At 59.1% G+C, this 25,706-nt stretch carries 29 protein-coding genes; 12 read left to right on the forward strand and 17 right to left on the reverse strand.

The genetic code is table 11. The features are described 5' to 3' along the window. Positions 1 to 2: 2 nt before the first annotated feature. The 3 genes from RA29_RS13050 to RA29_RS13060 all read right to left on the reverse strand — a co-directional run bounded on the left by RA29_RS13050 (position 3) and on the right by RA29_RS13060 (position 2,971). Entirely contained in the window at positions 3 to 1,502 is a 1,500-nt protein-coding gene (locus tag RA29_RS13050) for a tripartite tricarboxylate transporter permease (RefSeq protein ID WP_039686612.1), read from the reverse strand. A gap of 12 nt (positions 1,503 to 1,514) precedes the next feature. Beyond that, a complete protein-coding gene (locus RA29_RS13055; RefSeq protein WP_039686614.1) occupies positions 1,515 to 1,955 on the reverse strand; it encodes a tripartite tricarboxylate transporter TctB family protein in 441 nt (146 codons plus the stop codon). Positions 1,956 to 2,026: 71 nt separating this feature from the next. After that, positions 2,027 to 2,971 (reverse strand): tripartite tricarboxylate transporter substrate binding protein, encoded by a 945-nt coding sequence (locus RA29_RS13060; RefSeq protein ID WP_039686616.1) that lies wholly within the window; start codon positions 2,969 to 2,971, stop codon positions 2,027 to 2,029. A gap of 390 nt (positions 2,972 to 3,361) precedes the next feature. Here RA29_RS13060 and RA29_RS13065 point away from each other — a divergent pair, with 390 nt between their 5' ends. The 5 genes from RA29_RS13065 to RA29_RS13085 are packed head-to-tail and all read left to right on the forward strand — an operon-like array spanning position 3,362 to position 7,915. Continuing rightward, a complete protein-coding gene (locus RA29_RS13065; RefSeq protein ID WP_241462608.1) occupies positions 3,362 to 4,522 on the forward strand; it encodes an ABC transporter substrate-binding protein in 1,161 nt (386 codons plus the stop codon). A gap of 56 nt (positions 4,523 to 4,578) precedes the next feature. After that, positions 4,579 to 5,496, forward strand: a complete 918-nt coding sequence (locus tag RA29_RS13070; RefSeq protein WP_039686620.1) for a branched-chain amino acid ABC transporter permease — start codon at positions 4,579 to 4,581, stop codon at positions 5,494 to 5,496. 1 nt (position 5,497) lies between these two features. Next, complete coding sequence (locus RA29_RS13075) at positions 5,498 to 6,484, forward strand: branched-chain amino acid ABC transporter permease (RefSeq protein ID WP_039686622.1); 987 nt, start codon at positions 5,498 to 5,500, stop codon at positions 6,482 to 6,484. Beyond that, on the forward strand, positions 6,474 to 7,229 hold the full coding sequence (locus RA29_RS13080) for an ABC transporter ATP-binding protein (RefSeq protein ID WP_039686624.1): 756 nt from the start codon (positions 6,474 to 6,476) through the stop codon (positions 7,227 to 7,229). Before RA29_RS13075 ends, RA29_RS13080 begins: the two co-directional genes overlap by 11 nt. Next, a complete protein-coding gene (locus RA29_RS13085) occupies positions 7,226 to 7,915 on the forward strand; it encodes an ABC transporter ATP-binding protein (RefSeq protein WP_039686626.1) in 690 nt (229 codons plus the stop codon). Before RA29_RS13080 ends, RA29_RS13085 begins: the two co-directional genes overlap by 4 nt. Before the next feature lie 31 nt (positions 7,916 to 7,946). Here RA29_RS13085 and RA29_RS13090 read toward each other — a convergent pair whose 3' ends face one another. From RA29_RS13090 to RA29_RS13110, 5 genes are all read right to left on the reverse strand, one after another. Further along, positions 7,947 to 8,585, reverse strand: coding sequence for a flavin reductase family protein (locus RA29_RS13090; RefSeq protein ID WP_039686627.1), 639 nt, complete (start codon positions 8,583 to 8,585; stop codon positions 7,947 to 7,949). Between the two features lie 23 nt (positions 8,586 to 8,608). Further along, the gene (locus tag RA29_RS13095; protein ID WP_039686629.1) at positions 8,609 to 9,532 is read right to left on the reverse strand and encodes a fumarylacetoacetate hydrolase family protein; all 924 of its coding nucleotides are present in this window, start codon (positions 9,530 to 9,532) and stop codon (positions 8,609 to 8,611) included. Beyond that, positions 9,529 to 10,647 (reverse strand): cupin domain-containing protein, encoded by a 1,119-nt coding sequence (locus tag RA29_RS13100; protein WP_039686631.1) that lies wholly within the window; start codon positions 10,645 to 10,647, stop codon positions 9,529 to 9,531. Before RA29_RS13100 ends, RA29_RS13095 begins: the two co-directional genes overlap by 4 nt. A gap of 78 nt (positions 10,648 to 10,725) precedes the next feature. Further along, on the reverse strand, positions 10,726 to 11,169 hold the full coding sequence (locus RA29_RS13105) for a MarR family transcriptional regulator (protein ID WP_039687776.1): 444 nt from the start codon (positions 11,167 to 11,169) through the stop codon (positions 10,726 to 10,728). Positions 11,170 to 11,442: 273 nt separating this feature from the next. After that, positions 11,443 to 12,132, reverse strand: coding sequence for a cysteine hydrolase (locus RA29_RS13110; RefSeq protein ID WP_039686633.1), 690 nt, complete (start codon positions 12,130 to 12,132; stop codon positions 11,443 to 11,445). A gap of 50 nt (positions 12,133 to 12,182) precedes the next feature. On the opposite strand from RA29_RS13110, the gene RA29_RS13115 reads away from it, so the two are divergent. The 5 genes from RA29_RS13115 to RA29_RS13135 are packed head-to-tail and all read left to right on the forward strand — an operon-like array spanning position 12,183 to position 16,553. Beyond that, the gene (locus tag RA29_RS13115; RefSeq protein WP_039686636.1) at positions 12,183 to 12,524 is read left to right on the forward strand and encodes a hypothetical protein; all 342 of its coding nucleotides are present in this window, start codon (positions 12,183 to 12,185) and stop codon (positions 12,522 to 12,524) included. 2 nt (positions 12,525 to 12,526) lie between these two features. Then, positions 12,527 to 13,138 carry a TetR/AcrR family transcriptional regulator gene (locus tag RA29_RS13120; RefSeq protein WP_039686638.1) on the forward strand — a complete coding sequence of 204 codons (612 nt, stop codon included), beginning with the start codon at positions 12,527 to 12,529 and terminating at the stop codon, positions 13,136 to 13,138. Between the two features lie 9 nt (positions 13,139 to 13,147). Next, positions 13,148 to 14,176 (forward strand): hypothetical protein, encoded by a 1,029-nt coding sequence (locus tag RA29_RS21960; RefSeq protein ID WP_052249647.1) that lies wholly within the window; start codon positions 13,148 to 13,150, stop codon positions 14,174 to 14,176. After that, on the forward strand, positions 14,173 to 15,165 hold the full coding sequence (locus RA29_RS21965; RefSeq protein ID WP_052249648.1) for a 4Fe-4S double cluster binding domain-containing protein: 993 nt from the start codon (positions 14,173 to 14,175) through the stop codon (positions 15,163 to 15,165). Before RA29_RS21960 ends, RA29_RS21965 begins: the two co-directional genes overlap by 4 nt. Before the next feature lie 29 nt (positions 15,166 to 15,194). Next, complete coding sequence (locus RA29_RS13135) at positions 15,195 to 16,553, forward strand: reductive dehalogenase (RefSeq protein ID WP_052249649.1); 1,359 nt, start codon at positions 15,195 to 15,197, stop codon at positions 16,551 to 16,553. A 9-nt stretch (positions 16,554 to 16,562) separates the two neighbouring features. Here RA29_RS13135 and RA29_RS13140 read toward each other — a convergent pair whose 3' ends face one another. The 4 genes from RA29_RS13140 to RA29_RS13155 form a co-directional block, all read right to left on the reverse strand. Then, complete coding sequence (locus tag RA29_RS13140) at positions 16,563 to 17,879, reverse strand: TRAP transporter large permease (RefSeq protein WP_039686640.1); 1,317 nt, start codon at positions 17,877 to 17,879, stop codon at positions 16,563 to 16,565. Beyond that, positions 17,879 to 18,346 carry a TRAP transporter small permease gene (locus tag RA29_RS13145; RefSeq protein ID WP_039686643.1) on the reverse strand — a complete coding sequence of 156 codons (468 nt, stop codon included), beginning with the start codon at positions 18,344 to 18,346 and terminating at the stop codon, positions 17,879 to 17,881. Before RA29_RS13145 ends, RA29_RS13140 begins: the two co-directional genes overlap by 1 nt. Positions 18,347 to 18,349: 3 nt before the next feature. Beyond that, on the reverse strand, positions 18,350 to 19,297 hold the full coding sequence (dctP, locus tag RA29_RS13150; protein WP_193743526.1) for a TRAP transporter substrate-binding protein DctP: 948 nt from the start codon (positions 19,295 to 19,297) through the stop codon (positions 18,350 to 18,352). Positions 19,298 to 19,359: 62 nt separating this feature from the next. Next, the gene (locus RA29_RS13155) at positions 19,360 to 20,478 is read right to left on the reverse strand and encodes an AMP-binding protein (protein ID WP_152613012.1); all 1,119 of its coding nucleotides are present in this window, start codon (positions 20,476 to 20,478) and stop codon (positions 19,360 to 19,362) included. A 393-nt stretch (positions 20,479 to 20,871) separates the two neighbouring features. Here RA29_RS13155 and RA29_RS13160 point away from each other — a divergent pair, with 393 nt between their 5' ends. Then, a complete protein-coding gene (locus RA29_RS13160) occupies positions 20,872 to 21,105 on the forward strand; it encodes a hypothetical protein (protein ID WP_039686646.1) in 234 nt (77 codons plus the stop codon). Positions 21,106 to 21,248: 143 nt separating this feature from the next. Here RA29_RS13160 and RA29_RS13165 read toward each other — a convergent pair whose 3' ends face one another. Further along, on the reverse strand, positions 21,249 to 21,680 hold the full coding sequence (locus RA29_RS13165; protein WP_039686648.1) for a thioesterase family protein: 432 nt from the start codon (positions 21,678 to 21,680) through the stop codon (positions 21,249 to 21,251). Between the two features lie 193 nt (positions 21,681 to 21,873). Here RA29_RS13165 and RA29_RS23230 point away from each other — a divergent pair, with 193 nt between their 5' ends. Then, on the forward strand, positions 21,874 to 22,044 hold the full coding sequence (locus RA29_RS23230) for a hypothetical protein (RefSeq protein ID WP_193743527.1): 171 nt from the start codon (positions 21,874 to 21,876) through the stop codon (positions 22,042 to 22,044). Positions 22,045 to 22,156: 112 nt separating this feature from the next. Here the strand turns inward: RA29_RS23230 and RA29_RS13170 are convergent, their stop codons facing one another. Genes RA29_RS13170 through RA29_RS13185 form a run of 4 tightly spaced genes read right to left on the reverse strand, consistent with a single transcriptional unit; the run spans position 22,157 to position 25,667 of the window. Further along, positions 22,157 to 22,948, reverse strand: coding sequence for an ABC transporter ATP-binding protein (locus RA29_RS13170; protein ID WP_052249651.1), 792 nt, complete (start codon positions 22,946 to 22,948; stop codon positions 22,157 to 22,159). Next, positions 22,941 to 23,816, reverse strand: coding sequence for an ABC transporter ATP-binding protein (locus RA29_RS13175; protein WP_039686652.1), 876 nt, complete (start codon positions 23,814 to 23,816; stop codon positions 22,941 to 22,943). Before RA29_RS13175 ends, RA29_RS13170 begins: the two co-directional genes overlap by 8 nt. Further along, on the reverse strand, positions 23,813 to 24,664 hold the full coding sequence (locus tag RA29_RS13180; protein ID WP_039686654.1) for an ABC transporter permease: 852 nt from the start codon (positions 24,662 to 24,664) through the stop codon (positions 23,813 to 23,815). The genes RA29_RS13175 and RA29_RS13180 overlap by 4 nt, the downstream gene beginning before the upstream one ends. Beyond that, on the reverse strand, positions 24,657 to 25,667 hold the full coding sequence (locus RA29_RS13185) for an ABC transporter permease (protein ID WP_039686656.1): 1,011 nt from the start codon (positions 25,665 to 25,667) through the stop codon (positions 24,657 to 24,659). Before RA29_RS13185 ends, RA29_RS13180 begins: the two co-directional genes overlap by 8 nt. Positions 25,668 to 25,706: the final 39 nt, after the last annotated feature.

Raw genomic sequence — 25,706 nt, forward strand, 5'->3', positions numbered from 1 at the left:
TATTACTCTCCGGTAGAAACCATGGGATCGCGCTGTTTGAACAGACGCCGCCAGAAGAAGGGCCCGAACAGGGCAAGAATTGTGAGAACGAAGAACAGAAGCGTCAGGGGCCGAGCGAACATCAGCCACCATTGGTCGTCGAGCATGATCAGGGACTGACCCAAGCGCTTTTCGAGCATGCCGCCGAGGATCAGTCCGATTGCTAGCGGGACAACCGAGTAGCCGAAACGGCGCATGAAGTAGCCGATCACGCCAGAGCCGATAGCGATGTAGACGTCCAGCATGGATTGATCGAGCGCATAGGCGCCAACAATCGAGAACGTGAATACGATAGGCCAAAGGATCTGGACCGGCACGAACGTAACGCGGGCAAAGATCTTGGCCCCGAACAGCCCAACGAAGATGAACATCACATTGACTAGAAGCATCGACCAGAAGATGGCGTAGGCAAAGGTCGCCTGTTCGGTGAACATGGTCGGGCCGGGCTGCAATCCGTGAACCATCAGGCCCGCGAGAATGACGGCTGCAGTCGGGCTGCCGGGGATGCCGAGCGCCAGAGTCGGCACCATGGCGCCTCCGGTGGCCGAGTTGTTGGCTGCCTCGGATCCCGCGATCCCTTCGATGGATCCTTTGCCAAACTCCTCAGGCTTTTTCGACCAGCGCCGCGCCTCATTATATCCGATCATGGAGGCGACGGTTGCGCCTTCGGCGGGCAGGATGCCGATGAACGTGCCGATGCCGGAACTGCGCAGAACCGTTTTCCAAACGCGCGCGTAGTCTTCGCGACCGGGCAGTTTGATCGCTTTCATAAAGACTTGCCGCCGCTCCACGCTGAGCCGTTCGGCCTGCACAAGCAGCTCGGAGATGCCGAAGATGCCGATCATCACGGGCACGAACCCGATCCCTTCCGACAGTTCGTTGAACCCGAAGGTGAACCGCTCGACCGTTGTCAGCAGGTCCTTTCCAACTGTTGCCAGAAACACGCCGAATGCGCCCGCGATAATGTTCTTCAGCGGTGTGCCGTCGCCGATTGTGGCCAGCATCGAAATGCCGAACACGGTCAATGCGAAGTATTCGGGCGGCGCAAAGTTGTAGGCCATGCGCGCCATAAGCGGCGCAGCCAGCATCAGGCAAATGACCGAAATGATCCCGCCAACGGTTGACGAGATTGTCGCCATGCCAAGAGCGCGGCCCGCTTCACCTCTCTGCGCGAGGGGGAAGCCGTCGAGACAGGTGGTCGCGCTGGCGGATGTTCCGGGCGTATTGATCAGGATCGCCGTGATCGCGCCTGCAAAGGTTGCGGCACAGTAGATGGTTGTCAGGATGGCAATGGCCGGGATCGGCTCCATCGTGATTGTAAATGGCAGCAAGAGTGCGGCCCCGGTGGTTGCGTTCAGCCCAGGTAGGGCCCCGATGATCACGCCGCCCAGCGTCGCAGCAAAGAGCAGCACAAGCAGGTTGGGGTCCATAAGCGCCGTGAGGCCAGCAATAAGAGGTTCCATCGTCAGTCGCCCTTATCCGTACCAAAGGTTGGTCAACAGCCCGCGGGGGAAGCGGATGTTGAACACCTGGTCAAAGAGGAAGAAGATCAGCGCGGGGCTGACAAAAGCCACGGTGCCAAGGGCCCATGGCCGCCGTTCTCCCCATGTCCATGCCAGGGCACAGGCAAAGATGCCAAGGCCCAGAAACAGATCAACCTGCGCAGCGAGGGCGAAGGTCGCGAACAAGGCGAGGCTGACCCAGACCGTTGCCGGAATGCGGCCATGTTCGATGGGCCGATCAAAGAGGGCGACGCAGACTGACAGTACGATGATCAGGATCAGGACCATCTGGGGAAAGTCCGCGGGTTGCATACCGCGCAAGAGGATCGGGGGTACCTTGTCGAATTGGGTGCTCAGCCAAAAGGCGAGACCGCAAAACGCTATGATACCGGTTGGAACGGCAAATCGCGTCATCAGGACATCCAGGCAAAAGGGTTGTCAAAAGGGACCGGCTGGCACGTTCCAGCCGGTCCAGTTGGGGAGAGTTACTCGATAAAGCCCAGCTCGCGCAGGGCCGCATCCATGTCTGTTTGCATCGATGTGAGCTGGTTGCCCCATACATCCGCGCCAGCCACTGAGGTGGCGTCAAGCCCAACGGATGTCAGAAAACCCTGGTAGACCGTGTGGTTCATTGCGTTAAGCAGTGCGCCTTCGATCTTGGTTGCCACGTCGTCGGGGGTGTCGGCATGAACCACAAAGCCACGTACGGTCGAGAAGTTGGCGTCGATCCCAAGCTCTTGTGCCGTCGACACGTCGGGCAGGCCACTCATCCGCTCGGGCGCCAGCACGACCATAGGGCAGACATCGCCTGCGTCGATCTGCGATCCCGCTTCGGCCAGGTTCAGGACAGCTACGTCGACCGCACCGGCCACAAGCTGCGTCGCCAATTCCCCGCCGCCTTCAAACGGAACGATCTTGGGCGTCGCAAGCTCACCGCGTCGGGCGAACATGAAGGCGGAGACGTCGTCAATGCCGCCAAGATGTGTGGTGCCGTAAGTTAGCGGCTCGTCCTTCTGCGCAGCGACAAATGCGGCAGCGTCATCGTAGACACCGCAACGGGTCATCAGGATCTGCGGGTCGTCGGTGCCGCGTGCAATTGGACGCACATCGTCCAAGGACATTTCCGTCTTTCCAAGAGCAACGGTCGCCGAGTGGCCGATGGTGAAGGTCAGGATACTATGACCGTCCGCATCCAGCGTCAGGTAGTGATCCATTGCGGTGGCTCCTCCGCCGCCGCGCTTGTTGATCACAACCATGTCGGTGCCAAGTTCACGCCGCGCACGGATCATCATCATGCGGGTCGTGACATCGGTGCCGCCGCCGTTCCCGGCGTGGGTGATCACTTCGATTGTTTTGGATGGGAACTCCTGTGCGGCAAGTTCGCCGCCAATAAGAGTACAGGCCGCAGCAAGAGCGAGCAGGTTTTTCATCAGATTTCCTCCCTCGGATGAAGCGTCGGGTTAGACGCCGGATGACTCCTAGCGCAACAATCTGCATTTTGGAATACCAAATTTTAAAATGCAAAAAGTGCGGCTAGCGATTTGCCAAAGGCTTTGGAAACAAAGAAGGGGTGGTTGGGTCGCATGGCGGTGGAAGCGTAGATCCGTCCTGATTACGATCCCTGACGGGGATTGATTGGTGCGATTGTTCAAACGAAAGGCAGCAAGAGACACGTGCGGGTCGTAAGCATAGTAAAAAACATTTTAAGCTTGAATTATTTGCCGCGCAGGTATTACGTCGATTATGGTGACGTGCAAAAAGCGGATCCGCCTGTAAGGTAAAAGCCGCGAACACGACTTTGTAAGACCGGGAGAGTACACATGAAAAATGGAATGGCGCGGAAAGCGTTTCGGGCACTTTGCGCTGGAACAGCACTGGCCCTGGCATTGAGCGCCCCAGCGATGGCTGATGTGAAGGTCGGGCTGATCACGACCCTGACGGGCGGTGGCGCTGGCATTGGTGCGGATATTCGCGATGGCTTTATGCTGGCGATTGACCAGGCCGGAGACGTCGGTGTCGAAGTGGTGATCGAAGATGATCAGCGCAAACCCGACATCGCGGTACAATTGTCGGACAAGCTGATCCAGTCGGAAAAGGTGGACATCCTGACAGGGATCATCTGGTCCAACCTTGCACTGGCCGTCATTCCAAGTGCGACCGCTCAAGGTAAGTTCTACCTCTCGCCGAATGCAGGGCCGACGCAACTGGCGGGACGCAGGTGTCACCCAAACTACTTCAATGTCGCCTGGCAGAATGACAACTTGCATGAAGCGGCTGGTGCCCACGCGACCGCGTCGGGATTCAAAAACGCCTTTATCCTCGCGCCTAATTATCCTGCGGGCCAAGATGCCTTGAAAGGCTTCAAGCGCATGTACGAGGGCGAGCTGGCTGGCGAGCTTTATACAAAGCTGGGCCAGACAGATTATGCCGCCGAGATTGCGCAAATTCGGGCGTCAGGTGCTGATGGCATCTATTTCTTTCTTCCCGGTGGTATGGGCATCTCGTTCCTCAAGCAGTTTGCAGGCAGCGGCATTGATCTGCCCATCGTCGGTCCGGCGTTCAGTTTTGATCAGGGGATTCTGCAAGCTGTCGGAGAAGCCGCGCTGGGCGTGCAGAACACATCCCAGTGGAGCAAGGACATCGACAACGCGGCCAACGCCGCTTTTGTGGAAAGCTTTCAGGCCGCTTATGGCCGGCTGCCGTCGCTCTATGCCTCCCAGTCGTTTGATACGGCCAATCTGATCCTCAGCGCCGTCGCAAAGGCCGATGTGAATGATCAAGACGCATTCCGCGCGGCGTTGAAGGCCGCTGAATTCGCTTCGGTCCGGGGTGATTTCAAGTTCGGAAACAACCAGCACCCGATCCAGGACATCTATGTCCGCGAAGTGATCCAGGAAGGGGATGTGTTCACCAACAAGATCATCGGAACAGCCATGACCGATCATCAGGACGTCTATGCCGCTGATTGCGCATTGAACTGATTTTTCAATGATCCCCGGCGGGCAGCACCGCCGGGGAGTTGACGTCCAGAGGGCATATGTCAGTCATTCTTCTGATCGAGCAGATCCTGAATGGATTGCAGTTTGGCGTGATGCTGTTCCTGATGGCAGCCGGGCTCACCCTGATCTTTGGGGTGATGGGGCTGATCAATCTCGCGCATGGATCGCTTTACATGGTCGGCGCATTTGTTGCCGCCGCGGTGGCTGCATGGTCCGGCTCCTTTCTGCTGGCGCTGGCCGCGAGCCTTGTCGCCGCTGCCATGTTCGGGGCTTTGATCGAACTTACTGTCATTCGGCGTCTCTACGCCCGGGACCACCTGGATCAGGTGCTGGCGACATTCGCCCTGATCCTGATTTTTTCAGAGGCAACCCGCTGGGTCTTTGGCTCTTTCCCTTTGTTTCTGGACACACCGGCCTGGCTATCGGGCACCGTGATCCTTCCGTTCGGCATCCAGTATTCCGCCTACCGGCTTGCGATTATCATTGTTGGCCTTGTCGTGGCGCTCGGACTGTTCCTTTTGATCACGCGCACCCGGGTTGGCATGCGCATAAGGGCAGGGGACAGTGATCGCGAAATGATTGCGGCGCTGGGTGTCGATATCTCGGTGCTCTACACCTTGGTCTTTGCTCTGGGAGCGGCCTTGGCCGGGCTGTCAGGTGCGCTTGTCGGTGCAATCCAATCGGTTGAGGTTGGCATGGGTGAGCCCGTACTGATCCTTGCGTTTGTGGTCATCGTCATCGGTGGGATTGGCTCGATCAAGGGCGCTTTGCTGGGCGCAATTCTGGTCGGCCTGACAGACACGCTAGGCCGGACACTACTGCCGGTCTTGCTTTCAACAGTTATGGACGCATCGGCTGCAACGGCTGTCGGTTCAGCGCTTGCCTCAATGTTGATCTACATCCTTATGGCGGGCGTCCTGCTGTTCAAACCAACCGGCCTTTTCGGGACTGCGTAACATGATCCGCGAACGCTATCTCAATCTCATCATATTGGCCGGGCTGGTGATTGTGCCCGCATATGCGCTTATGGTTGATGAGCCTTTCACGATCACGCTCGCCACCAAGGTGGTGATCCTTGCCTTGGCCGGGGTGGGGCTAAACCTGGCGCTGGGGCAGGGAGGTTTGGTGAGCTTTGGACACGCGGCCTATTTCGGCATTGGCGGCTACACCATGGGTATTCTGGCCAGCCACGCGCAGAACTACACTCCATTGATGACCAGCCCGTTCCTGATCGAAGGGACCAATTCGATGCCGGTGATCTGGCTGGTGGCGGTTGTCGTGTCCGCGCTGCTCGCGCTTTTGATCGGTGCGTTGTCGCTGCGGACATCGGGCGTTTATTTCATCATGGTGACGCTGGCGTTTGGCCAGATGCTTTACTACTTCGCCATCAGTTGGCCCGCCTATGGCGGCGAAGACGGGCTGTCGATTTACGTCCGCAATCAGTTTCCCGGGGTCAACACGCTGGTGCCCATCCAGTTCTATGGGCTGTGCTTTGCCATTCTCCTGATCGTTCTGTTCCTCGTGGATCGGCTGAACAAATCGCCGTTCGGTCTGGCACTTGATGGTGCACATCAGAATGAAGAGCGCGCACTGACGGTCGGCATCAACGTCTATCGGCTGCGCTTGGTGGCGTTTGTGATTTCTGGTGCAATCACCGGATTGGCGGGCGCGCTTTTTGCGGATCTGAACCGCTTTGTCAGTCCCGTGATGTTCGACTGGCACACCTCAGGCCAGATCATGATCTTTATCATTCTGGGAGGTGTGGCCCGCCTGTTCGGGCCGATTGTGGGGGCCGCGCTCTACATTCTGCTCGAACACTTTCTGGGTGGGCTTTCCGAGTATTGGTTCATCTACTTGGGCGCGATCTTGTTGTTTGTGGTGCTGTTCGCCAAAGGCGGGATCGTCGGTGGCCTCTCCAAAAAGGAGATGAGCCATGGCGGATAGCATTCTGGATGTCGTTGACGTTCACAAATCCTTTGGTGCGCTGAAAGCATCCGACGGGATTTCGCTGACCCTGAAACCGGGCGAGATCCACGCGCTGATCGGGCCCAATGGCGCCGGTAAATCCACCCTCATCAAACAGATTGCGGGCGGTTTGCAGCCGGATGAGGGGGCGGTAAAGTTTCTGGGGCAGGACATCACCGGCAAGACCACGGCGCAGCGGGCACAGCTGGGGCTCGGGCGCACGTTCCAGATCTCTGCGTTGGCCATGGGGTTCACGGTGCTGGAGAACGTTGTGCTAGGCGCCATCGGGCAAAGCGGCTCGGTCTTCCGGTTCTTTTCGCCTGCTATGAAAGATCGCGCGCTGCTTGACCGGGCGCGCAATGCACTTGAGCGCGTCGGGCTGAGCGACAGGGAAACCACCATCACGTCAGAGCTGTCTCACGGACAAAGGCGTCAGCTTGAGGTGGCCGTCGCTCTGACACTTGCCCCCAAGGCGTTCTTGATGGACGAGCCGATGGCCGGCCTTGGGGCCGAAGGGTCTCGGGAGTTGACCGGCTTTCTGCGCACGCTGAAGTCCGAGGCGCCGATCCTGCTTGTTGAGCATGACATGGATGCGGTCTTTGCCTTGGCGGACCGGATCAGCGTGCTTGTCTATGGCAAGATCATCGCGACCGGCAGCGTTGACGACATTCGCAACAACGCCGAGGTCAAGACCGCCTATCTTGGTGAGGAGGACGCGGCGTGAGCCTGTTGCAGCTGGAGCAAGTGACTGCCATCTATGGCGACACACAGGCGCTTTTCGGTGTGGACCTCAGCGTGGATGAGGGTGAAGTCGTTGCCCTGATGGGGCGCAACGGCATGGGCAAGTCGACCACGATCAAGGTCATTTGCCGGATGCTGAAAAACCCGGAGGGTCAGGTTCGGTTCGCAGGCAAGGACATCTCGGGGTTGCCCTCGCACAAGGCGGCCCGGCTGGGGTTGGGCCTTGTCCCTGAAGGTCGGCGATGCTTCACGAAGCTCTCTGTGCGCGAAAACCTCTATGCCTCTGCTCGACCGGGCGAGTGGGACTTTGCCAAGGTGCATGCGCTTTTCCCCCGGCTGGAGGAACGCGGCGCGCAGATGGCGGCGTCTTTGTCGGGGGGCGAACAACAGATGTTGGCCATCGGGCGGGCGCTTATGACCAACCCGAGACTGCTGATATTGGATGAGGCTACCGAAGGTTTGGCCCCCGTCGTCCGGCAGGAGATTTGGGCCGCGATTAAAACGCTGAAGGAAAACACAGGGCTGTCGATCCTGGTCGTCGACAAATCTATCCGGGAGCTGCGCCAGATTGCAGACAGCGTGGTCATCCTTGAGCGCGGCAAATCGGTGTGGAGCGGGGCAATGGACGCGCTCGGCACAGAGATCAAGGATCAGTATCTGGGGATCTAAGCCGGGTATTTATTGCGACACTGAGGCGTCACTACGACCCGTTTTCCGCCTTCCAAGTGGCGTAGTCCGGGCGCTCCATCTGAAACAGATCGCTGGTGCGCGCGTAGACCCCAGCACCATGCATCCGTCCGACCAGCCCCAACGCTGGCGTATCGATATAGGCTTTCTCGGCATCCAATACATATTGGTCTGCGACGTGGATTGCGTGAACTTGGCCGATGACGATGGCCTGTTGGGGGCCGGTGGTAACGACTGTGTGCGTCTTGCATTCAAATGACACCGGCGCATCGGCGATGCGCGGCGGTCGAACATGGTTTGATGGAGAAGATTGCAGCCCCGCGATCTCCATCTCGCTCACCTCGACCGGCGCGTTCATGCAGGTTTGGTTCATCGCGCCTGCCATCTCCTCTGAGACCAGGTTCACGACAAACTCTCCGGTATCGAGGATATTGCGCGCGGTGTCTTTCCACCCTTTTTCTGGATCAGCGAGAATACCAATCGCCACCGTGGGCGGCTTATGGCCCATGGCGTTGAAGAAACTGTATGGTGCGGCGTTGATGACGCAATTGAGGCCCAGACTGCTCACCCACGCGATCGGGCGCGGCGTGACGCAAGCCGCCAGTAGCTTGTAGCTGAGTTGGGGGGTGGCCGGATCAAGATCAAACCGCATTTAACGCAGCCTCTGTGCCGCGCTCATGAAAAGGATCTGCCATCTATGATCGGGTGGCGAATGGTCCCGATACCCTCCACATGCGCTTGCATCACGTCGCCGGGCCAAAGCCATTCCTGCGGCTCGCGCCCTGCGCCAACGCCTTCGGGCGTGCCAGAGGCGATGATGTCTCCAGGCTCCAGGGTGATGCCTTTCGACAGGTCCGAGATTAGCTCATCCACCTTGAACAGCATCTTCGCGGTGTTCGAGCGCTGTTTTTCAACCCCGTTCACTGTCAGCCAAAGGTCTAGAACCTGCGGGTCTGGGATTTCGTCCGCGGTGACGATGCAGGGCCCGAACGGAGCATAGGTGTCCATCCCCTTGGAGAAAATCCACTGGCCCGCGCGTCTGTTGTCGCGGGCAGAGACATCGATCATCACGGAATACCCAAACACGTGCTTCAGCGCGTCTTCGCGCCCGATCCGGGTTGCCGTCGTGCCGATGATAACGGCCAGTTCCACTTCCCAGTCGAGTTGCTGTGTCATGTTGCCATCGTGGCGCACAGCATCCCCGGGCCCGATGACGGCTGTGGGTGGTTTGGAAAAAACCACTGGTTCCTTGGGCAGCGCATCGTCCGTGTCGAGCGCCTTGGCGCTTTCGGTGACGTGATCAAGGTAATTGAGCCCGATGCCAAAGATGTTCTTGCGCGGTTTGGGGATGGGGGCCAACAGTTTGACTGTTTCAATGGGCAGGGCAAGGGCGCTTCCCCAGTGACCGTCTGCTTCTGAAAGCGCCTGTCCCAATTGACGGACGGCAACGGGACCGAGGTCAATAAAATCCAGCATGCGGTCGGGAAAATCCATGTCGACAGCTTCGCCAAAGCCAGCAACATCGACCACGATCCCGTCTTCGACCACACCCAATCGTGCCGCGGCTTCCACGTCGGTTTTATACGTTACAAGTTTCATATCCGTCCTTGGTCTGCAGTCAGTTGGTGGCCGCCATTGTCGCCCAGGGCCTCCTCGCGGTAGAGGCCCATCGCCCGGATCACCGGCAGATCATTCAGGCAGAACAGAACTGCGTCGTCCCGATCTGACGTATTGCCATGTTCGTGCCAGGCCCAGGAGGGGACGCAGAATGTGTCTCGTTCGGTCCAGTCAAATCTTTGTCCGTTGATAACCGAATAGCCCGATCCCTTTACCACCTGGTAGAGATAGCTGCCGGTGTGCCGATGCGCTTTGGTCTGCATGCCGGGTGCCAAAAGTTGCATGCTCGCGCCAAGGGTCTTCATCACCGGGCCATTATTGATCGGGTTCACGTACTCCATGAGGGTCCCGTCAAAGGGGGAAGGCTCCGCGCTCGCGGCATAGGCCTGCAAAGCTTCATAGGTGCGGCCCCATTCATATTTGAACATCGGGCTATAGCCTTTGTCCCACGTACCTCCGCCGGGGGTCAGCCCCGGATTGCCCCAGGTTTTGCTCATGTCATCAACCGGGTAGGCCACAGGTTCACTGAGGTCGGGATGCACTTCGAAGAAATTCGCCTCCATCGCGTTTACGAACGGGATGTCCAGACCATCCTGCCAGATACAAGGGGTGCCCGTGTCTTCCACCGCGTGTTCGTGCCAGGTGCCGTTCGGGGTCAGCACAAAGTCGTTCCGCCCAAGCGTCATCTTGTGCCCATCGACAACCGTGTATGCCCCAGTACCCTCCATGATGAAACGTATTGCAGAGGCAGAGTGGCGGTGCGCCGTGGCCTTCTCTCCGGGGTGCATCACTTGCAGTCCGGCATAGATCCAGCCAACCGCAGCGGACACGTCTGTCCGACCCGGGTTGTTGAAATAGATGACGCGCCTGCCAGCCTTCTCGGGCGTCACCAATTCAACCGAGCGCAGGACCTTTCCCCGCAGATCCTGATAGCGCCAAAGCACCGGCACCGATTGGGATTGCGGCTCCCACGGTTCGATCTTGTTGGCGACCGTCCAAAGCGCGCCGGTGTGATGGCCGCTGAGTTCATCGTAGTATTGCAGCAGTTCCGGCGTGTCTTCGACATTGGCCCGTCCTACAACGTCTTCGCGTGTCATATCTTGGGTCCCTCGGGGGGCGTGTCTCACCTTTAGGATTATAATGTTTTAGGTTTAAAGTAAATCTGTGATAGCGCGCTAGTCGCGGGCTTCGGCTTGCCGCAGCAAATCGCGGATGACGTCCAGTTGCGGATGGTCAAGGGTTTCAAATATCTCGTTTATGACAATCTCGTGTCCGCGCGCCTGTTCTTCAAACTCGGCTCTGCCTTTCTCCGTCAGGGCCACATTCACCACGCGGCGGTCGTGTTCGGTTGGCTCGCGGGTGACCAGGCCATCGCGCTCCAGCATGTTCACGATGGTCGAGGAGTTGCCGTTTGAAACCAACAGCAGCTTGCTGAGATCCCCGATATTGAGCGGCTCATCACTGCGATAGAGGGCCGCCATGACATCGAACCTTGGCAGGGTCGTATTGTGCTCCACCCGCATGTATTCGCGCAAACGCTTCTCGGTCGCACGGGTAAGGCGCAGCAGGCGCAACCAGGTGCGAAGCCTGCGGCGGGCGAGGGGCGTCTGTTCAGTCAAAAGCACGGTCCGTTCGTTCGGTTGCCGTAAGTTACCTAGGCAAAATCCGCGTTTCAAGCGATGGTGGAACCGGCGCCGTGCTCAATCTGTTTTGGGTTCAAGCTGGTTCGTTGGTTTTCTGGGAGTGCCTTGCTCTGTCGATAAGAGTTCCTGGTCCGCAAGATCAGGCATGGCAATGCAGGTCTGATCACAAATGCTACGAAAAGGTGGCCGATGCCCAAGTGGCGTCAACTGCATCCAAGCCAGATCAATTCGGGGTTCAGTGAGGCGGGTCTAACGGACTGGCGTGAGCCGCTGCGCAATCTCATCGACGGTGTAGACATCGCCAAATTGCTGAATGATCGTTTCAAGCGCGGCGCGATGTTCTTCGTCTGATAGCGCCGCGGTGGCGTCGGATACCATGACCACATTGAAATCCATCATCATGGCATCGCGCGCGGTGGACTCGCAGCAGACATTTGTCTTGGTCCCGGTGATGAGCAGTGTGTCGATCCCCAAAGATCGCAGGATCCGCTCCAGCGGCGATGATCCAGGGATCAGTGCAGAGTAACGGTTTTTCATGATTTTCAGATCGTCTTCCTGCACATCCAGACCTTGCCAGATCTCCTGACCCGGGCTGCCGGGCGCCATGCTTTGGATCGTGCGGGCGCGGATGTCGTCAGAGACGAAATTGTCGAAAAAGCCTGCCCAGTCACTTGCGCCGTCCTTGTTCTGGTTGGCGTGGTTGACCCAAATGACATGGCCGCGCTGTGCGCGCATGATCGCGTTGAGACGGTTGATCGGCTCCAGCAGCCCCCTTGACGCCGGGACCTCCGCCGGCCCGCCCTCGGCACAGAATGTCGCCTGCATATCAATGACAATCACCGCTGTCCTGGCGGGATCAAAGCTGTCGAAGAGGTGCACCTTCCCACGCCGCGCGATCACGCGGTCCTTGATTTCCTGGCGTATCCCTGTGGTGTGCATTGCAGGTGCTCCTGTTTTGCTAATCCTTGCGTAAACGAAGGTACGTTCCCTTGTTCTATCTTAGATGGATCAAGGGTTTAGCACAGGGGGTCAACAAATATGTTAAGCTTGACGTAATCTATACAAAAACGTATACAAAATCCCATCGAAGCTTTTTCCAGCCCTTGCCGCGCAGGTTGCGCGCCATTCAGGACGCCTTGATGCTGACAATTTTCTTTATTGGGCCCAATGGTGTTGCCAATGAGGCTGAATTCAACGGCGTTGTAGCTCCAATAGGGGCTGCTAGCGCCAATGGTATTCCTCAGATTGATGCGGGGCACGGTGTCGCGATGGCGAGCCAGGCCACCAAGCCCGATGGGCTGAGCGGCGTTCGCATCCGGTCGCGTAGCTGATCATGGCGCAAGCGAAAACCTCCACTGCGACGAGAGCGTACACCCGCAGCGGTCGGGATGGTGCGCGTGTCTGGATCATTGGCGCGCTCGATATGCTGGTGCGCGGTGGCGTTGGCGCGATCAAGGTCGAACGGCTGGCGAGTGAGATCAACGTCTCTAAGGGCAGCTTTTACTGGTTCTTCCGCAACACCGATGAGTTGCTGCGCCGGAGCCTGGAACACTGGCGGGAACACCTGAACAACGCAGTGTTCGAAGAGGTGCGCGCCTCGCAAGGGCCGGTCCAGGATCGACTCTGCGATATGGTGGATATGGTGCTTCAGTCGCGGCTCGGGCGCTATGACGCTGCCATTCGCGCGTGGGCCACGACGGATCAGAACGTGCAGGCGATTGTGTCCGAGGTTGATCAGGAACGGCTTGCATTTCTGGTAGAGCTTTTCGAAGAAGCCGGGCTGGCACCTGATCTTGCGGCGCAAAATGCGCATCTTTTTTACCGAGCTTTCATCGCGGAATCCTACCTTCGTATGTATCCCGGCGCGGCCAAGAAGGGGGCCTATCTGAAAGACCTGCTTGGGATTCTTCTGACTGCACCCGCGTCGCAAAACTATCGGGAATGATGCCGCGCGATGGATGCTCTTGAGGTCAAATCCATCGCCAAGACCCTTGGTGCAGACCTTGTCGGGATCGCCAGCGCAGAGGTGTTGAATGCACATCCGCCTGACCCGAAGGTCCCCCAGACGCCGGACCGTATTTCCCCGCACTGCAAAAGTGTGATCGTCATCGCCAGCCGTATCCCGGTTGCGGCCTTTCGGGCCAAGTCCAGCGTGGCCGTGCAGTACATGGACATGCTGGTGTTGCGGCGCATGGACAAGATATCCCATCGGCTTGCGACGCGATTGGAAGAGGCGGGGCATCCCAGCTTTGTCACGGCCGCGCAGGAGACTGACTGGGACTATAAGCGCGCGAGCTACGGCAGGCTTTCGACCCGCCACCTTGGGGTGGAGGCTGGTCTGGGCACACTTGGCCTTGATGTGAATATACTGACGCCCGAATACGGGCCGCGCGTCTACCTGACCGGCATTCTGACGGAGCTGGAACTTGAGCCCGACGGCAAGACGACCGAGCAGGTCTGTATCGGAGAAAGCTGCTCGCGCTGTTTGCATTCCTGTCCCACCGACGCGGTCGAGCATTTCAATCTGAACAAACGCGCTTGCGCGCAGGCTGCTCAGGAGTTCGGCTTCATGACGTCGCTTGCACTGTGGGAAGCCATGGTCGACGGCGATGCGACGCGAAAGAAGGAGTTGATCGCAAGCCGGGATATGTTTGGTTTCTGGCAAGGCATGCTGCGGGTCGTGGGGTCTTTCGGGGACTGCCCGCGCTGTCTGGCCGTGTGTCCGGTGGGCAATGACTACCATGCCTTTTTGGCCAAGCCGCAGAAGGTGATCCCGGAAAAGACGCCCGAGAAAGTGGCCAAAGCCCAGGCATTTAAAGCCGCGCGCTTGGCGGGCGAGCCTGTGACCGGCTTGTCGGATCACAACAAACGTTGGGTCGGCGAAGAGGGGTATCAGGGGATCGTCGCGCGCCAGTTAAAGGGCTTCAAAGCGGCGCAGAAAAAGCGCGCCGAAGACGCAGAGCAGCCGGGTGCTGATACATGACGGTGATGTTCCAGGAACCGATCGCCGCCTCGGACATCAAGGACAAGGCGCGCAGCCTCGGGGCGGATTTGGTCGGTATTGCCGATGGTCACATCATGAACGCGCATCCGCCCAATCCGCGTGTGCTGCAAACACCAGAACGGATCACGGATCATGACGGCGACCGCTGCATCGTGATGGCGAAACGGTACAGCGTGGGCACGACCCGGCTGCCGCGCGTGGATGAGCGACACAAATACTACAACGACGAACTGACCCTGACAGAGCTTGAAAGCATCTCGCTTGAAATGGTGCTGTGGCTGGAGGACCGGGGATATCCGGCGTTTATCATTCCGCCAACCCATGTCGACCCTTGGGTCTATTTCGGAGAGCCGGATCAGCATGTAGAGACGATCCTGTCGCTGACCCATGCCGCGGTTGAGGCGGGCCTTGGCACTTTGGGCATGGCCGAGCAATTGATTACTCCCGAATATGGCCCGCGCGTTCTGCTAACCGCCGTTCTGACCTCCGCACCCGTTGAAGCAGATACCAAGCGGACGGACGCCCTATGTCTCGGGGCCTCATGTGGGCGCTGCGTGCAAACCTGCCCGGCCGACGCCGTGCATCATTTCGAACGCGACTGGCAGGCCTGTGACACCCATCGCTCGCCACATGGGTTTCGCGCACTGGCAGACCACTTGTCGCGCATTATCGACGAGCCGGACCCGGCAGAGAAAAAGAAGATGCTGCGCAGCAAGGATCAATTCTACATCTGGCAATCCATGTTGCGCGGTGCCGGTGTGGTGACGGGCTGCAGGCGGTGCCAGGACGTGTGCCCGGTCGGTGAAGACTATACGCGCCTGTCTGACGTGTTGGACGATATACCAGAAGCCACGCCCGAAAAGGCCGATCGGGCCGCAGCCTACTACATGGCAGAGCAGGCCGGTGAACTGCCCCCGAGTTATCACAAAGCCGCACGCTGGATGGGTGCCTTCCCCTCCAAAGATTGACGTGCGCATCTGAAAGGAGCGGCACACTCATGAACAAGGTCGCAGATACCAAACCAGCAAAGCTGCTGTTTCCCGAGCAAGCCCAAGCGCCTGCGCAGAACGAGCCGTTTGCAAACTCCAAGAACATCGAGATTACGCCGGAGTTCAGCGGGTTTCATCAGCACAACGATATGTTCAGCCGGGGGTTTTGGGACAAGGGCTTCGCCAACAGGATAACGATGCGGTTCTTTCGGTCTTTTGTTAAGCCCAAGGAGCGGATGCGCGACGAAGAGGGTTTTGGGCAGGAGGACTTTGCCGTGCGCAACGGCCCCTGGGTCGTAACCGAGATGTTTGCGGAGATGAAAAAGCACGATGACCGCCGGGAAGGCTTCACCGATGATTTCAGCCCGCATATCCCGCCTAAGGTCGAGCCCATGGACATGGGCAGTCCGGCCAAAGCCACGAAGCGCGTCAAGAAAGTGGCCAAGCTGTACGGGGCTGATCTGGTGGGCATTACGGCATATGATCCACGCTGGACCTATCGGTCGAAATTCAGCGCGCGCAAGATCGCCTCAAAACCGGTCGAGATCCCTGCGGAAGTGACCAATGTGATCGTCCTGGGCAAAAGTATGCGGCACGACGTCGTGCGCATGTCACCAACAGCCACGGCGGCGACCTCATCTGCTGCGGGGTATGCCGAGGATGCGATCACCTTGCTGGCGTTGGCGCAGTACATTCGCAGTCTCGGCTACATCGCCATTGCCAATCAGAACGACACGAACCTTGCCATTCCTTACGCTATTCAGGCGGGGTTGGGCGAATACGGGCGAAACGGGCTTTGCATCACGCGGGAATATGGTCCCCGTGTGCGCTTTGGGCGTATCCTGACGAATATGCCGCTGGACCACGACAAACCGATTGCCTTCGGGGTTGAGAAAACCTGCGAAATATGCCGTCGCTGCGCCAACAATTGCCCGCCTCAGGCGATAGATCACGGCCCTCCCAGTACGTACACGTTCAACCGCTCAAATACGCGGGGCATCAAGAAATGGACCACGGACGGCGAGAAATGCTTCAAGTTCTGGGTGTCGCGCGGCAGCGATTGCGCCAATTGCATCCGCACCTGTCCCTACAACAAGGAGTTCGACAAGCTGTGGTCGAAGGTCCTGCGCTTTTTGCTGTCGACCCGGCTGCGCAAGCTTGCCCTGCATCTGGATGACAAGACCCGGATGCATGATCAGATCAAACCCTCCAGCTGGTGGGCGTCTGAAAAGGGGCCGTTCACCGTACTGGAGCGTGCGAAAGATCATGCGTTGATGCCGGATCTGAAGGGTCAGCAGGATCGCATAAAGGCCATCCGCGATGCCAAGCGCGCCAAGGCTGAGGCGGAAGCGGGCGCTGCCGATTAACAGGTGGCCCTAGCGTTGTATGAGGCTGGGCAACCACAGGGCAATCTGCGGGACAGCCAGCAAAAGCAGCAGTACCATCACTGACATAAGCAGGAAGGGAAAGACCGAAGCCACGATCTGGCCTAACGTCGTGCCCTTGGGCGCTGCGCCCAGCATGACGAAGAGCAGCAGGCCAAAGGGAGGCGTCGCAAGGCTGATCTCAAGCACGAGCAGCATCAGGACGCCGAACCAAACTGGGTCAAACCCAAGGGCGCTGACAAGTGGCAGATAGAGCGGCACGGTCAGCAGGATCATACTCACCTGATCAATGAAACACCCCAGCAGCAAGGTCAGCCCAAGCATCCCGAGAAGGATAATGTAGGGTGCCAGATCAGCGGAGAGGATCAGGCTGGACAGCCCCCGTGTTGCACCGGAGAACGACAGGATTTGCGAAAACGTGAGCGACCCTGCGACCACGAACAGGGTGAGGGTTGAGTATTTCAGCGTCTCAACCAGCGCCCGTTTTAGCCCCTCGATGCTTAAGGCGCGATAGGCTGCCGCCGCGATTAAAGTGGCCAGAACGCCCAGGGCCGCGCTTTCCGTGGGTGTTGCAAGCCCCGTGATGATGGAGCCCACGACGACAAAGAAGATCCCCAGAAGCGGTACAACATCTCGGAAGAAGGGCACCCAACGGTCACGCAGGCTTATCTCTTCAACCGGGTAGGCGGGCGCAAGCGTCGGGTCGATCGTACAGCGCAGGATCACGTAGAAGAAGTATAGCGCGGCCAGGATCAGGGCAGGGATGATGGATGCCAGCAGCAGCTCTGCGATAGGGATGCGAGCGACCGAACCGAACAGCACGGCCAGAGCCGAGGGCGGGATCAGCATCGCGATCCCGCCGACAGCCACGATGGGGCCGATTGCAATGGCGGGTTTATAGCCGCGCTTGAGCATTGCGGGCAGCAAGGTTGAGCCAAGCATGGCTGTGTTGGCAATGGTACTTCCGGACAGGGAGGAAAAGACGGTGCCGCCCAGGATCGCAAGGATGGAGAGCCGGCCAGGGACCCGGGAAATCAGCCGATCCATTGCCGCGATCGCGCGACCTGCGACGCCGGTGTGAAACATCACCTCACCCATCAATATGAACAGGGGGATCGGCAACAGGGAAAAGGACTGCACCCCATCGACCATGGAGCGCAGGAACTGCAGCACCCCCGGATCGCCGCGCATGAACACGACCGCGCCCAGAATGTTGACGCCAAAAAACGCGAATGCCACAGGCAGTCCGGAGGCCATGAGCACCAGCAAACAGCCGATCAGCATCGACAGCGCCCAATACCACTCCATCAGGCGGTCTTTCTTGCGGCGTTGCGCAGAAACACCAGCGCCATCAAGGCGAAGGTCACGGGCGGCAGCACGAACAGCCACCATTGCGGATAGACCAGCATCCTGTAGACCTGTGTGTCCGCCGTATAGGAGCCGACGAGAACCCGCACCGCATAGACGCCAAGCAGGGCGCAGATCGCGCACCCCAAGAGGTTCACGAGCCGTTCCACAAGCGCGCGTAGTCGGTCGGGCAGCGTCATGACCAGCGAATCTACTGCAATGTGCGCCCCTTCGCGCAGCACCCACGGAGCGGCGAGGAACGTCATCACAAAAAGGGATACGGAGGCGATGTCACCGATCCAGGTGATGTTTATGATCTGCATGTACCGCACCGCCACATCAACGCAGAGCAATAGTGTCACCACCACAAGCAGAGCCCCTGCCAGCACGGCAAGTGCATCAATCACCCTGTCGAGCGCGCGTGCCACAGGCTATTCCGTGCTGACCAATGGGCGCAGCGCGCTCACGTCCTCTTCGTTCTGCTCCAGCAGGAATTGCCAGTAGCTCTCATGCGCGGCGCGCCGGAACTCCGGCCCGAGGTCGATATACTCGATGCCAGCCGCCCTGATCTTGTCGTCTTCCTGCGCGTTCCGCTCTTCCAGCCAAAGCGGCCATTGCGCCTCCATCCAGAGCGCTTGTTCGTTCAGGCAGGCGCGTGCCGGTTCTGGCAGGGTGTTCCAGCGGTCAAGGTTGCTTAGGATTGATATCGATACGTTCATAAAGCCGGGACCATGCTGGTACTTCACGATCTCTTCCCAGCCAAAATCAGTGACGCCCCAACTGGGCCAGCCGAGCCCGTCAACTGTGCCGCGCTCAAGGGCGGTGTAGACATCCGGGGGCGGGATCTGGACCGTGGTGGCCCCAAGCGACTGAAAGAACGTCTCGAACAAGGGCGAGGTGCGCAGGCGGGCATTGTCAAAGCGACCATCGTCCGACGGTTCTTTTGTCCAGGCGAAGAAGCTGATGCCGTCGCCATATGCGGTCAGGAATTGCGCGTTCATTTTTTGATTGTGAAGCTTGTTCAGCAGCTCCCACGCGCCATTGGTGCGTTGTTCGGCCATTGGCACGTTGCCCAAGACCAGCGTGTCCACCTCAATCATATCACCCTTGTAGTAGGTGCCGGGTGAGGCCAGCAGATCCAGCACGCCGATCTTGAGCGCATTGGGCTGTTCGAACGATCCGATGGCGTCCGGGCCGGTTACCTCAATAGCCACGTGATCCGCGCAGACGTCGTTGACATGATCAACCCATCGTATGAAGGGGACAGAGAACGCCGCTTGTGGTGGCAGGAATACACCGGCTGTCAATGTCACCGGCTCGGCAGTGGCCGAGGCGGCCGCCATTGCTGTCAGGGCTGTGGCTGCAAATGTCGTTCTCATCGTCATTTTTCCCGTTGTTGAGTGTTGGCAGATGTTGGTGGGCGGTCTCCTTCAGGATCGTGCTAGCCGCGCAAATCCTGAACGCGCTGGGGCTTAAAGGCGCCTTCAAACGACTTGGCGATGGCACCCGGAGCGCTGACAACAATCCGGGGAGCCACACCAAACACCCGACGGATTTGTGCCTTGATGCGCTCCTGACCCGTGGTGTCATCCGCCGCGCCGGTCAGTTCGACGTGGATGTCAAGCTCGTCCCGGTCGTCTTGCCAGACCACTTCGACGCGGAAATCAGCGACATCGTCGCTGTTGAACATTAGATCTTCCAGATCGCCGAAGGAGATGTTCACGCCCCGGACTTTGACGAAACCGGCAGTGCGGTGGGTATGCTTGATCAGGGGAAAGACGTCATAGGCCGTCCCCCGTTCGATGCCGGTGCGCATGGTGACGATGTCGCCGGTATTCCACCGAATAAAAGGTGTGGCGTTGTTGGTGACCAAGGGCGTGACCACCAGCAAACCCGGCTCTCCCTGGGGCACAGGCTCCAGTGTGGTTTCGTCCAGAACCTCCGGGTAGCAATAGTCCGACCAAAAGCGGAAGCCGTCACATGCATCGTCTTCAGCGCCCAGCATCATCACCTCTGTCATGCCGTAGCAGTCGCGCACCTGCGCGTTCCACAAGCTGGACAGTTTGCTGCGTTTCGAGGGCGACAAGGGCTCGGCCGAGCAAAGGATGCGCTTTACGCTGGCACTGGCCAGGTCGAACCCATCAGCGCGGGCAAGGTTTGCAAGCTGGATCCCGTAGCTTGCCATTCCGATCCAGGCAGAGGGTTCAAACATGCGCAGCAGATCAAGCTGACTGTCCGAGCGAAGGGTATTTCCGCCCCCGGCCCAGACCATTCCGATGCCCATATCCGAACCCGACCGCGCCATCATGTGGCCAGCGGGATGAATGCCAAGCGGCATCGACATATGCGCCACGTCATCGGCAGTAAATCCGGCCAAATCCAGTGCACGCTTGAAACCGATTTGACCGTATTTGATGTCTTCTGCGGTGCGGGGATAGAACAGCGGTGTTCCAGTTGAGCCGCCAGAGCGCCAGAACTCGGTTATGTCGCGACGGTCACCAAGGCAGAAATTGTCGTAGAAGGACTTGGGCGACAACGCGCGCAGTTCTTCCTTGTCCAATATCGGAATTTTTGCCCATTCGTCATCATCGGTGACGGCGTCTGGATTTATGCCGTCCAACCTACCTGCAAAGAACGGCGCCCTGCGTGCCTGTTCGAATGCGGTTCGGCGCCTTTCTTTTTGTCTTGTCTGTAGTTCAGCTTGCGCTGTTGGGAGGTCCAATTCAGACCGCTGCGCTGACGTCACTGTGTCTTCCCCATCATTGCGTCCAGCCAACAGGCTGGTGTACCGCGAAACTATATTAAGCTTAAACTAATCTATACAATAACGTATACAAAGCAAGGAATTCCTCTGAAAGCCTTGCCTTTGGCAATCGCACTCCGTGGCCGCGCGTCCACAAAGCACATGACTTAATCACCATGCACCAACTCGGCGTCTTCAGATGCTGAAGCAATGGTGGCGCTTGATGCAAAAAACACGCAGATTATGGCCTCACTGCTGGGCGCAGGGATGGCGTTTGCCTTAAAAACGGCAGCCGCAATTGCAGCTGATGCGACGCTGAAAAACTCTACATCGCCGCCGCGAAGCTTGCGGGGCTACGCCCCGACCTTGTTTGGCCTCATCGTTGTCGTGCTGACCGAGACACGTCTGATCACTCCGCTTGTGGGGCTAATGTCTTTGTGCTGAAAGGTGCTGTCGGCGATGTGCTTGCGGGGAGGAGTTGCCGCGGTGTAATGCCGTTCTGGGTTGCTGACATCACTCGGTTTATCCAGTTGCTCGCGGTGCCCGCTGTCGCACCGTATTTGCCGACGCAAATGCGACGGCAGGTGCTAGAAACCCAACTCTTCTTGCGGAGTGACCCAACCTTGAAGCGTGTCACGCACGGCATCCGGCCAGGGGATCGAGCTGTGCTTGTCCAGATCGCTGGCGGCCAGAACCTGTGTGCTGGTCCAGCGTTGCTGTCCCTCGCAGCTGATCTGGTGGCGCAGTGTGACTGAAGACCTGCCCAGACGGATGACGCCAAGGTCAAAGGTCAGGGTTTCGCCAAACATGGACGGTTTTGAGAAGTCGCAACTCAGGTGCACGGTCGGTGTGCCCCAACGCTCGTTCCAAATAATGTCATGCCACGGGAAGCCGATATGGGTCCAGAACTCCTCGTTCACACCGTTCAGGATATTGACGTAGGCCGGGAAGTAAGCGGTGCCGGAAATGTCGCAGTCGCCGAACCGGAGTGCGCGGTCTGTGCTGAAGATCTTTGTCATGTACGAAATCGACTTTCGAAGTGGTTTTGACCGCAAGAGGATGTGCAAATTGCGCGGATGTGAACCCCAAAATGCGCAAAATCGGTAGGGCGGGTTCGTCCTGTCTTTGCTCCGGTATCTTTAGAAGGGTCGTCAATGTAAGTTTCAGCGTACTCACCCGGTCGCTGTTGAACCGGGCTGGCAGTCGCGTGTCATGCGCGGCAGCCTGCTCAATCAGATCCTGCGCCAGCTTGCGCCCAAAATCGGTCAGATAGATGTAGACGCGACGACCATCGGCCTTATCGCTCCGGCGTTCGAAAAGGCCACGTTTGACCATGTTTTCGATAAAGTGCGCCAGACGGGATTGCAGGCAATGGCCACATGAACCACCGACACATTTTTGTTCTCTGCTGACCGAGCCAAGAGCTTTGTCAACGGGCAGACGCGTTACGTCCTCGGTGGGGTCCGCATTGGCGCAATGCCACTCTGGGAGTCGCTCACGCCCATTCCTGATACGGATCGGGCAATGGGATCGCCGCCAGAAGCTCTCGGGTATAATCTGCCGCGGGCGCGTCGAAGAGCGCTGCCGTCTCCGCCTGTTCCACGATCTTCCCGTGATGCAGCACAAGCACTCGCGTACACAGACGCCGGATCACCGATAGATCGTGGCTGATGAAGGCGAGCGTCATCCTCAGCTCATCCACGAGTTGGCTCAGCAGGTTTAGCACCTGCGCCTGAGAAGAAACGTCGAGGCCCGAGACAATCTCGTCCGCCAGAATGAAGTCGGGCTCCAGCGCCAGGGCGCGTGCAATCCCGACCCTTTGGCGTTGCCCGCCGGAAAGCTCATGCGGATAGCGGGTCGCAAAGTTCTGCGGCAGGCCAACCATGTCGAGCGCCCGCGAGACGCGCCCTGTCACATCCTCCATCCCATGCAGGCGCAGTGGCCCTGCGATCAGGCCGTGGACCTGCCGCCGCGGGTTCAGGGACGACATGGGATCCTGAAAGATCATCTGGAAGCGACGTCGCAGCGGGCGCAGCTCGGGCTCTGACAGGTGGGTGATGTCGGTGCCGTCAAACCGGATGGTGCCGGAAGACGGCTCCAACAGCCGCAGCATGGCCCGCCCCAGCGTGGATTTGCCGGAACCGGAGCCGCCGACGATGCCAAGGACGACACCTTTGGGGATGTCGAAGCTCAATCCTTTCAAGATCTCGATCTGCGGCGGCGCGCCGAATAGTGGTTTGTGCGCCATGTCCGGGAACGACAGCCGAAGGTTACGGATTTCATACATCGTATCCGGCCCTTTGCGCATGCTGATGGACTTCGGTTTCGACCTCCTGAATCACCTCCGCTGGTACGGGTTGCAAGCTACCGTCAGGGTCCAGATAGGTGGGTGTCGCCGCAAGCAACGCGCGCGAATAGGGGTGAATGGGTTGGGTGAAAAAACGGTGCATCTGCGCCTCTTCCACCACCTTGCCAGCATACAGCACCGACAGTGAGTTGCAGACCTTGGACACCACCCCCAGGTCATGGGTCACAAACAGAAGTGCTGTGCCATGGCGCGCCCGCATCTCATTGATAAGGCGGAGGATCTGTTTCTGCACCGTCACATCCAATGCTGTCGTGGGTTCATCCGCGACAATCAGCTTTGGCTCGGCTGCGAAAGCTGAGGCGATCAGCACCCGCTGCCGCATCCCGCCAGACAACTCATGCGGATAGCTCCGCATCACGCGGGCGACATCGGGAATATGCACTTCGTCCAGAATATCCCGCGCGCGGCGGTTCGCATCAGCTTTGGACCAGCCCAGAATGTCGATCAGGCGCCGGGTGATCTGGGGGCCGATCCGCTTTGAGGGGTTGAGCGCTGTCAATGGATCCTGCGGGATCAATGCCGCCGTGGCTCCGATCCGCCGCCGCCGCTCGCGCGGGGGCAGGGCCAACAGGTTGACCCCGTCCAGCCAGATCTCGCCACCCGTGATTTCAATCGCGCGGGGCAGGGTACCCAGCACAGCCTTGCCGATCGTCGATTTGCCCGCACCGGACTCTCCCACCAGCCCGTGGACCTTGCCTGATGCAACCCGCAGTGAAACGGAACGCAGGATCGTCGGCCCGCCGCGCAGGCGCAGTGTCAGACCTTTGATATCGAGGAAACCGCTCATCGCAGCACCGGGTCGAACCGGTCTTTCAGCCCTTCGCCCAATTGCGAAAAGCTGAGCACCGTGAGGAAGAGCGTAAAGAGGGGGAAGACCAGCACCCACCATGCCTGATGCACTGACGTGCGGCCTTCGGCGATCATCCCGCCCCAGGTGGGGCTGTCGGTCGAGATGGAGAGGTTCACGAAACTCAGGATGGCTTCGACAATCACCGCGATGCCCATCTCAAGTGTCAGCAGCGCGATGACTGTCGGCAGGATGTTGGGCAGAATCTCGGCGATCATGGTGCTGAACCGGGTGCGCCCGGCCACCTGGGCGCTTGCGACGTAGTCCATGGCACCTTGGCTCAGCGTCTCGGCGCGGATGACACGGGCAAAGCGTGTCCAGTCAATGATCACAATGGCGAGGATGATCGACAGCAAGCCCGGCCCAAGGACCGCAATCAGCAGGATGGCAAAGAGCACCGGCGGAAAGGCCATCCAGATATCCACCAGTCGGCTGATGATCCGGTCAGACCAGCCGCGATAGAAACCGGCGAGCACCCCAAGCGTGGCGCCGATCAGGCAGGTGAGCGTCCCCGCGATGAGCGCCACCATAAGGGCGATGCGCGCGCCGTGGATCATGCGCGACAGCACGTCCCGGCCGAGGCTGTCGGTGCCCAGCCAATACCCCGGCTCCGCCCCGTCCATCCAGAAGGGCGGTAGGCGGCCCAGAAACAGATCCTGGGCCAGCGGATCATGGGGCGCGACCCAAGGGGCGAAAAGCGCAGCCAGCGCCAGCAGGCCCAACCATGTCCCCGAGAGCCAGAGCCGCGCACCCAAGGGTCGCCTGATCTGTGTCCTTGCGTCACGCATGGCGCAGCTTGGGGTTCAGGATCACGCAGAGCATGTCCACCACCAGATTGATGACCGTAAAGAGCGCCGCAAAGAGCAGCACGATCCCCTGGATCAGCGGTAGATCGCGGTTGATCACCGCGTCGATGGCCATATTCCCCAGCCCTTCGTAGCTGAAAAGACGTTCTATGATGACCGTGCCACCGATCAGAAAGGTGAACTGCACCCCGATCAGCGTGAGCGTGGGCAAGACCGCATTGGGCAACGCCTCGCTTAGGATCACCCACGTCTCGCTATACCCTTTGGTGCGGGCCAGCGTGACGTAATCCAGATGCATGGTTTCCTTAAGCGATTGTTTCAGCAGTTGCGCGATGATCGCCGCCAGCGGGATCGCCAGCGCCAAGGCGGGCATGAAGGAGCGGCCAAGCAAATGCCCCACCACATCGAACCGCAGGCGCAATGCCGCCTCGATGATGTAGAAGTTGGTCGCAAAATCGAAGTCGAGCGAGGGTGAGACCCGGCCCGAGATGCTGAAGACCGGCCAGAGCACACCGAAGAGCAGGATCAGCACCAGCGCCCAAAGGAAATCCGGCACCGACAGCGCCGTGCCGGACGTCACATCCACCGCCGCTTCTGCCATCGAGTGGCGATAGAGCGTGCCCAGAAAGGCCATGAGCCCGCCGAGCAGAATGGCGATCACCAACGCAAAGAGAGACAGTTCCAGCGTCGCGGGCAGGCGGCCCAGCACAAGCTCGGACACCGGCTGGCGCAGGGAGATCGAGGTGCCGAAGTCCCCGCGCAGCACGTCACCGCCCCAGATCAGGAACTGCTGAAAGAGCGACTTGTCGAACCCATAGAGCGCTTGCAGCCGGGTGATGTCCTCCTCTGTCGCGCCGGGCGGCAGCATCATCGCGATGGGGTTGCCGGGCACGACGCGGATCAGGAAAAACACGACAACCGCCACGCCAAAGAGCGTGATCGCCATTGTCAAAAGCCGCATGAAAAGCGCGCGCAGAAGGGTCATGGGGGCGGTCCAGATTGGACAGGGCGGTTTGCGCCGCCC

The organism is Tateyamaria sp. ANG-S1 (assembly GCF_000814025.1).
Taxonomy (GTDB): Bacteria; Pseudomonadota; Alphaproteobacteria; order Rhodobacterales; family Rhodobacteraceae; genus Tateyamaria.

Bases quoted from the DNA above. Each gene is read 5' to 3' on its own strand.
- RA29_RS13135 (WP_052249649.1), top strand. From the start codon at position 15,195: ATGAACAAGGTCGCAGATACCAAACCAGCAAAGCTGCTGTTTCCCGAG.
- RA29_RS13175 (WP_039686652.1), bottom strand. From the start codon at position 23,816: ATGAGCGGTTTCCTCGATATCAAAGGTCTGACACTGCGCCTGCGCGGC.
- RA29_RS13165 (WP_039686648.1), bottom strand. From the start codon at position 21,680: ATGACAAAGATCTTCAGCACAGACCGCGCACTCCGGTTCGGCGACTGC.
- RA29_RS13120 (WP_039686638.1), top strand. From the start codon at position 12,527: ATGGCGCAAGCGAAAACCTCCACTGCGACGAGAGCGTACACCCGCAGC.
- RA29_RS13070 (WP_039686620.1), top strand. From the start codon at position 4,579: ATGTCAGTCATTCTTCTGATCGAGCAGATCCTGAATGGATTGCAGTTT.
- RA29_RS13060 (WP_039686616.1), bottom strand. From the start codon at position 2,971: ATGAAAAACCTGCTCGCTCTTGCTGCGGCCTGTACTCTTATTGGCGGC.
- RA29_RS13185 (WP_039686656.1), bottom strand. From the start codon at position 25,667: ATGACCCTTCTGCGCGCGCTTTTCATGCGGCTTTTGACAATGGCGATC.
- RA29_RS13095 (WP_039686629.1), bottom strand. From the start codon at position 9,532: ATGAAACTTGTAACGTATAAAACCGACGTGGAAGCCGCGGCACGATTG.
- RA29_RS13075 (WP_039686622.1), top strand. From the start codon at position 5,498: ATGATCCGCGAACGCTATCTCAATCTCATCATATTGGCCGGGCTGGTG.
- RA29_RS13080 (WP_039686624.1), top strand. From the start codon at position 6,474: ATGGCGGATAGCATTCTGGATGTCGTTGACGTTCACAAATCCTTTGGT.
- RA29_RS13055 (WP_039686614.1), bottom strand. From the start codon at position 1,955: ATGACGCGATTTGCCGTTCCAACCGGTATCATAGCGTTTTGCGGTCTC.
- RA29_RS21960 (WP_052249647.1), top strand. From the start codon at position 13,148: ATGGATGCTCTTGAGGTCAAATCCATCGCCAAGACCCTTGGTGCAGAC.
- RA29_RS13180 (WP_039686654.1), bottom strand. From the start codon at position 24,664: ATGCGTGACGCAAGGACACAGATCAGGCGACCCTTGGGTGCGCGGCTC.
- RA29_RS21965 (WP_052249648.1), top strand. From the start codon at position 14,173: ATGACGGTGATGTTCCAGGAACCGATCGCCGCCTCGGACATCAAGGAC.
- RA29_RS23230 (WP_193743527.1), top strand. From the start codon at position 21,874: ATGCGCGGCAGCCTGCTCAATCAGATCCTGCGCCAGCTTGCGCCCAAA.
- RA29_RS13065 (WP_241462608.1), top strand. From the start codon at position 3,362: ATGAAAAATGGAATGGCGCGGAAAGCGTTTCGGGCACTTTGCGCTGGA.
- RA29_RS13100 (WP_039686631.1), bottom strand. From the start codon at position 10,647: ATGACACGCGAAGACGTTGTAGGACGGGCCAATGTCGAAGACACGCCG.
- dctP (WP_193743526.1), bottom strand. From the start codon at position 19,297: ATGAGAACGACATTTGCAGCCACAGCCCTGACAGCAATGGCGGCCGCC.
- RA29_RS13140 (WP_039686640.1), bottom strand. From the start codon at position 17,879: ATGGAGTGGTATTGGGCGCTGTCGATGCTGATCGGCTGTTTGCTGGTG.
- RA29_RS13170 (WP_052249651.1), bottom strand. From the start codon at position 22,948: ATGTATGAAATCCGTAACCTTCGGCTGTCGTTCCCGGACATGGCGCAC.
- RA29_RS13160 (WP_039686646.1), top strand. From the start codon at position 20,872: ATGGTGGCGCTTGATGCAAAAAACACGCAGATTATGGCCTCACTGCTG.
- RA29_RS13090 (WP_039686627.1), bottom strand. From the start codon at position 8,585: ATGCGGTTTGATCTTGATCCGGCCACCCCCCAACTCAGCTACAAGCTA.
- RA29_RS13050 (WP_039686612.1), bottom strand. From the start codon at position 1,502: ATGGAACCTCTTATTGCTGGCCTCACGGCGCTTATGGACCCCAACCTG.
- RA29_RS13110 (WP_039686633.1), bottom strand. From the start codon at position 12,132: ATGCACACCACAGGGATACGCCAGGAAATCAAGGACCGCGTGATCGCG.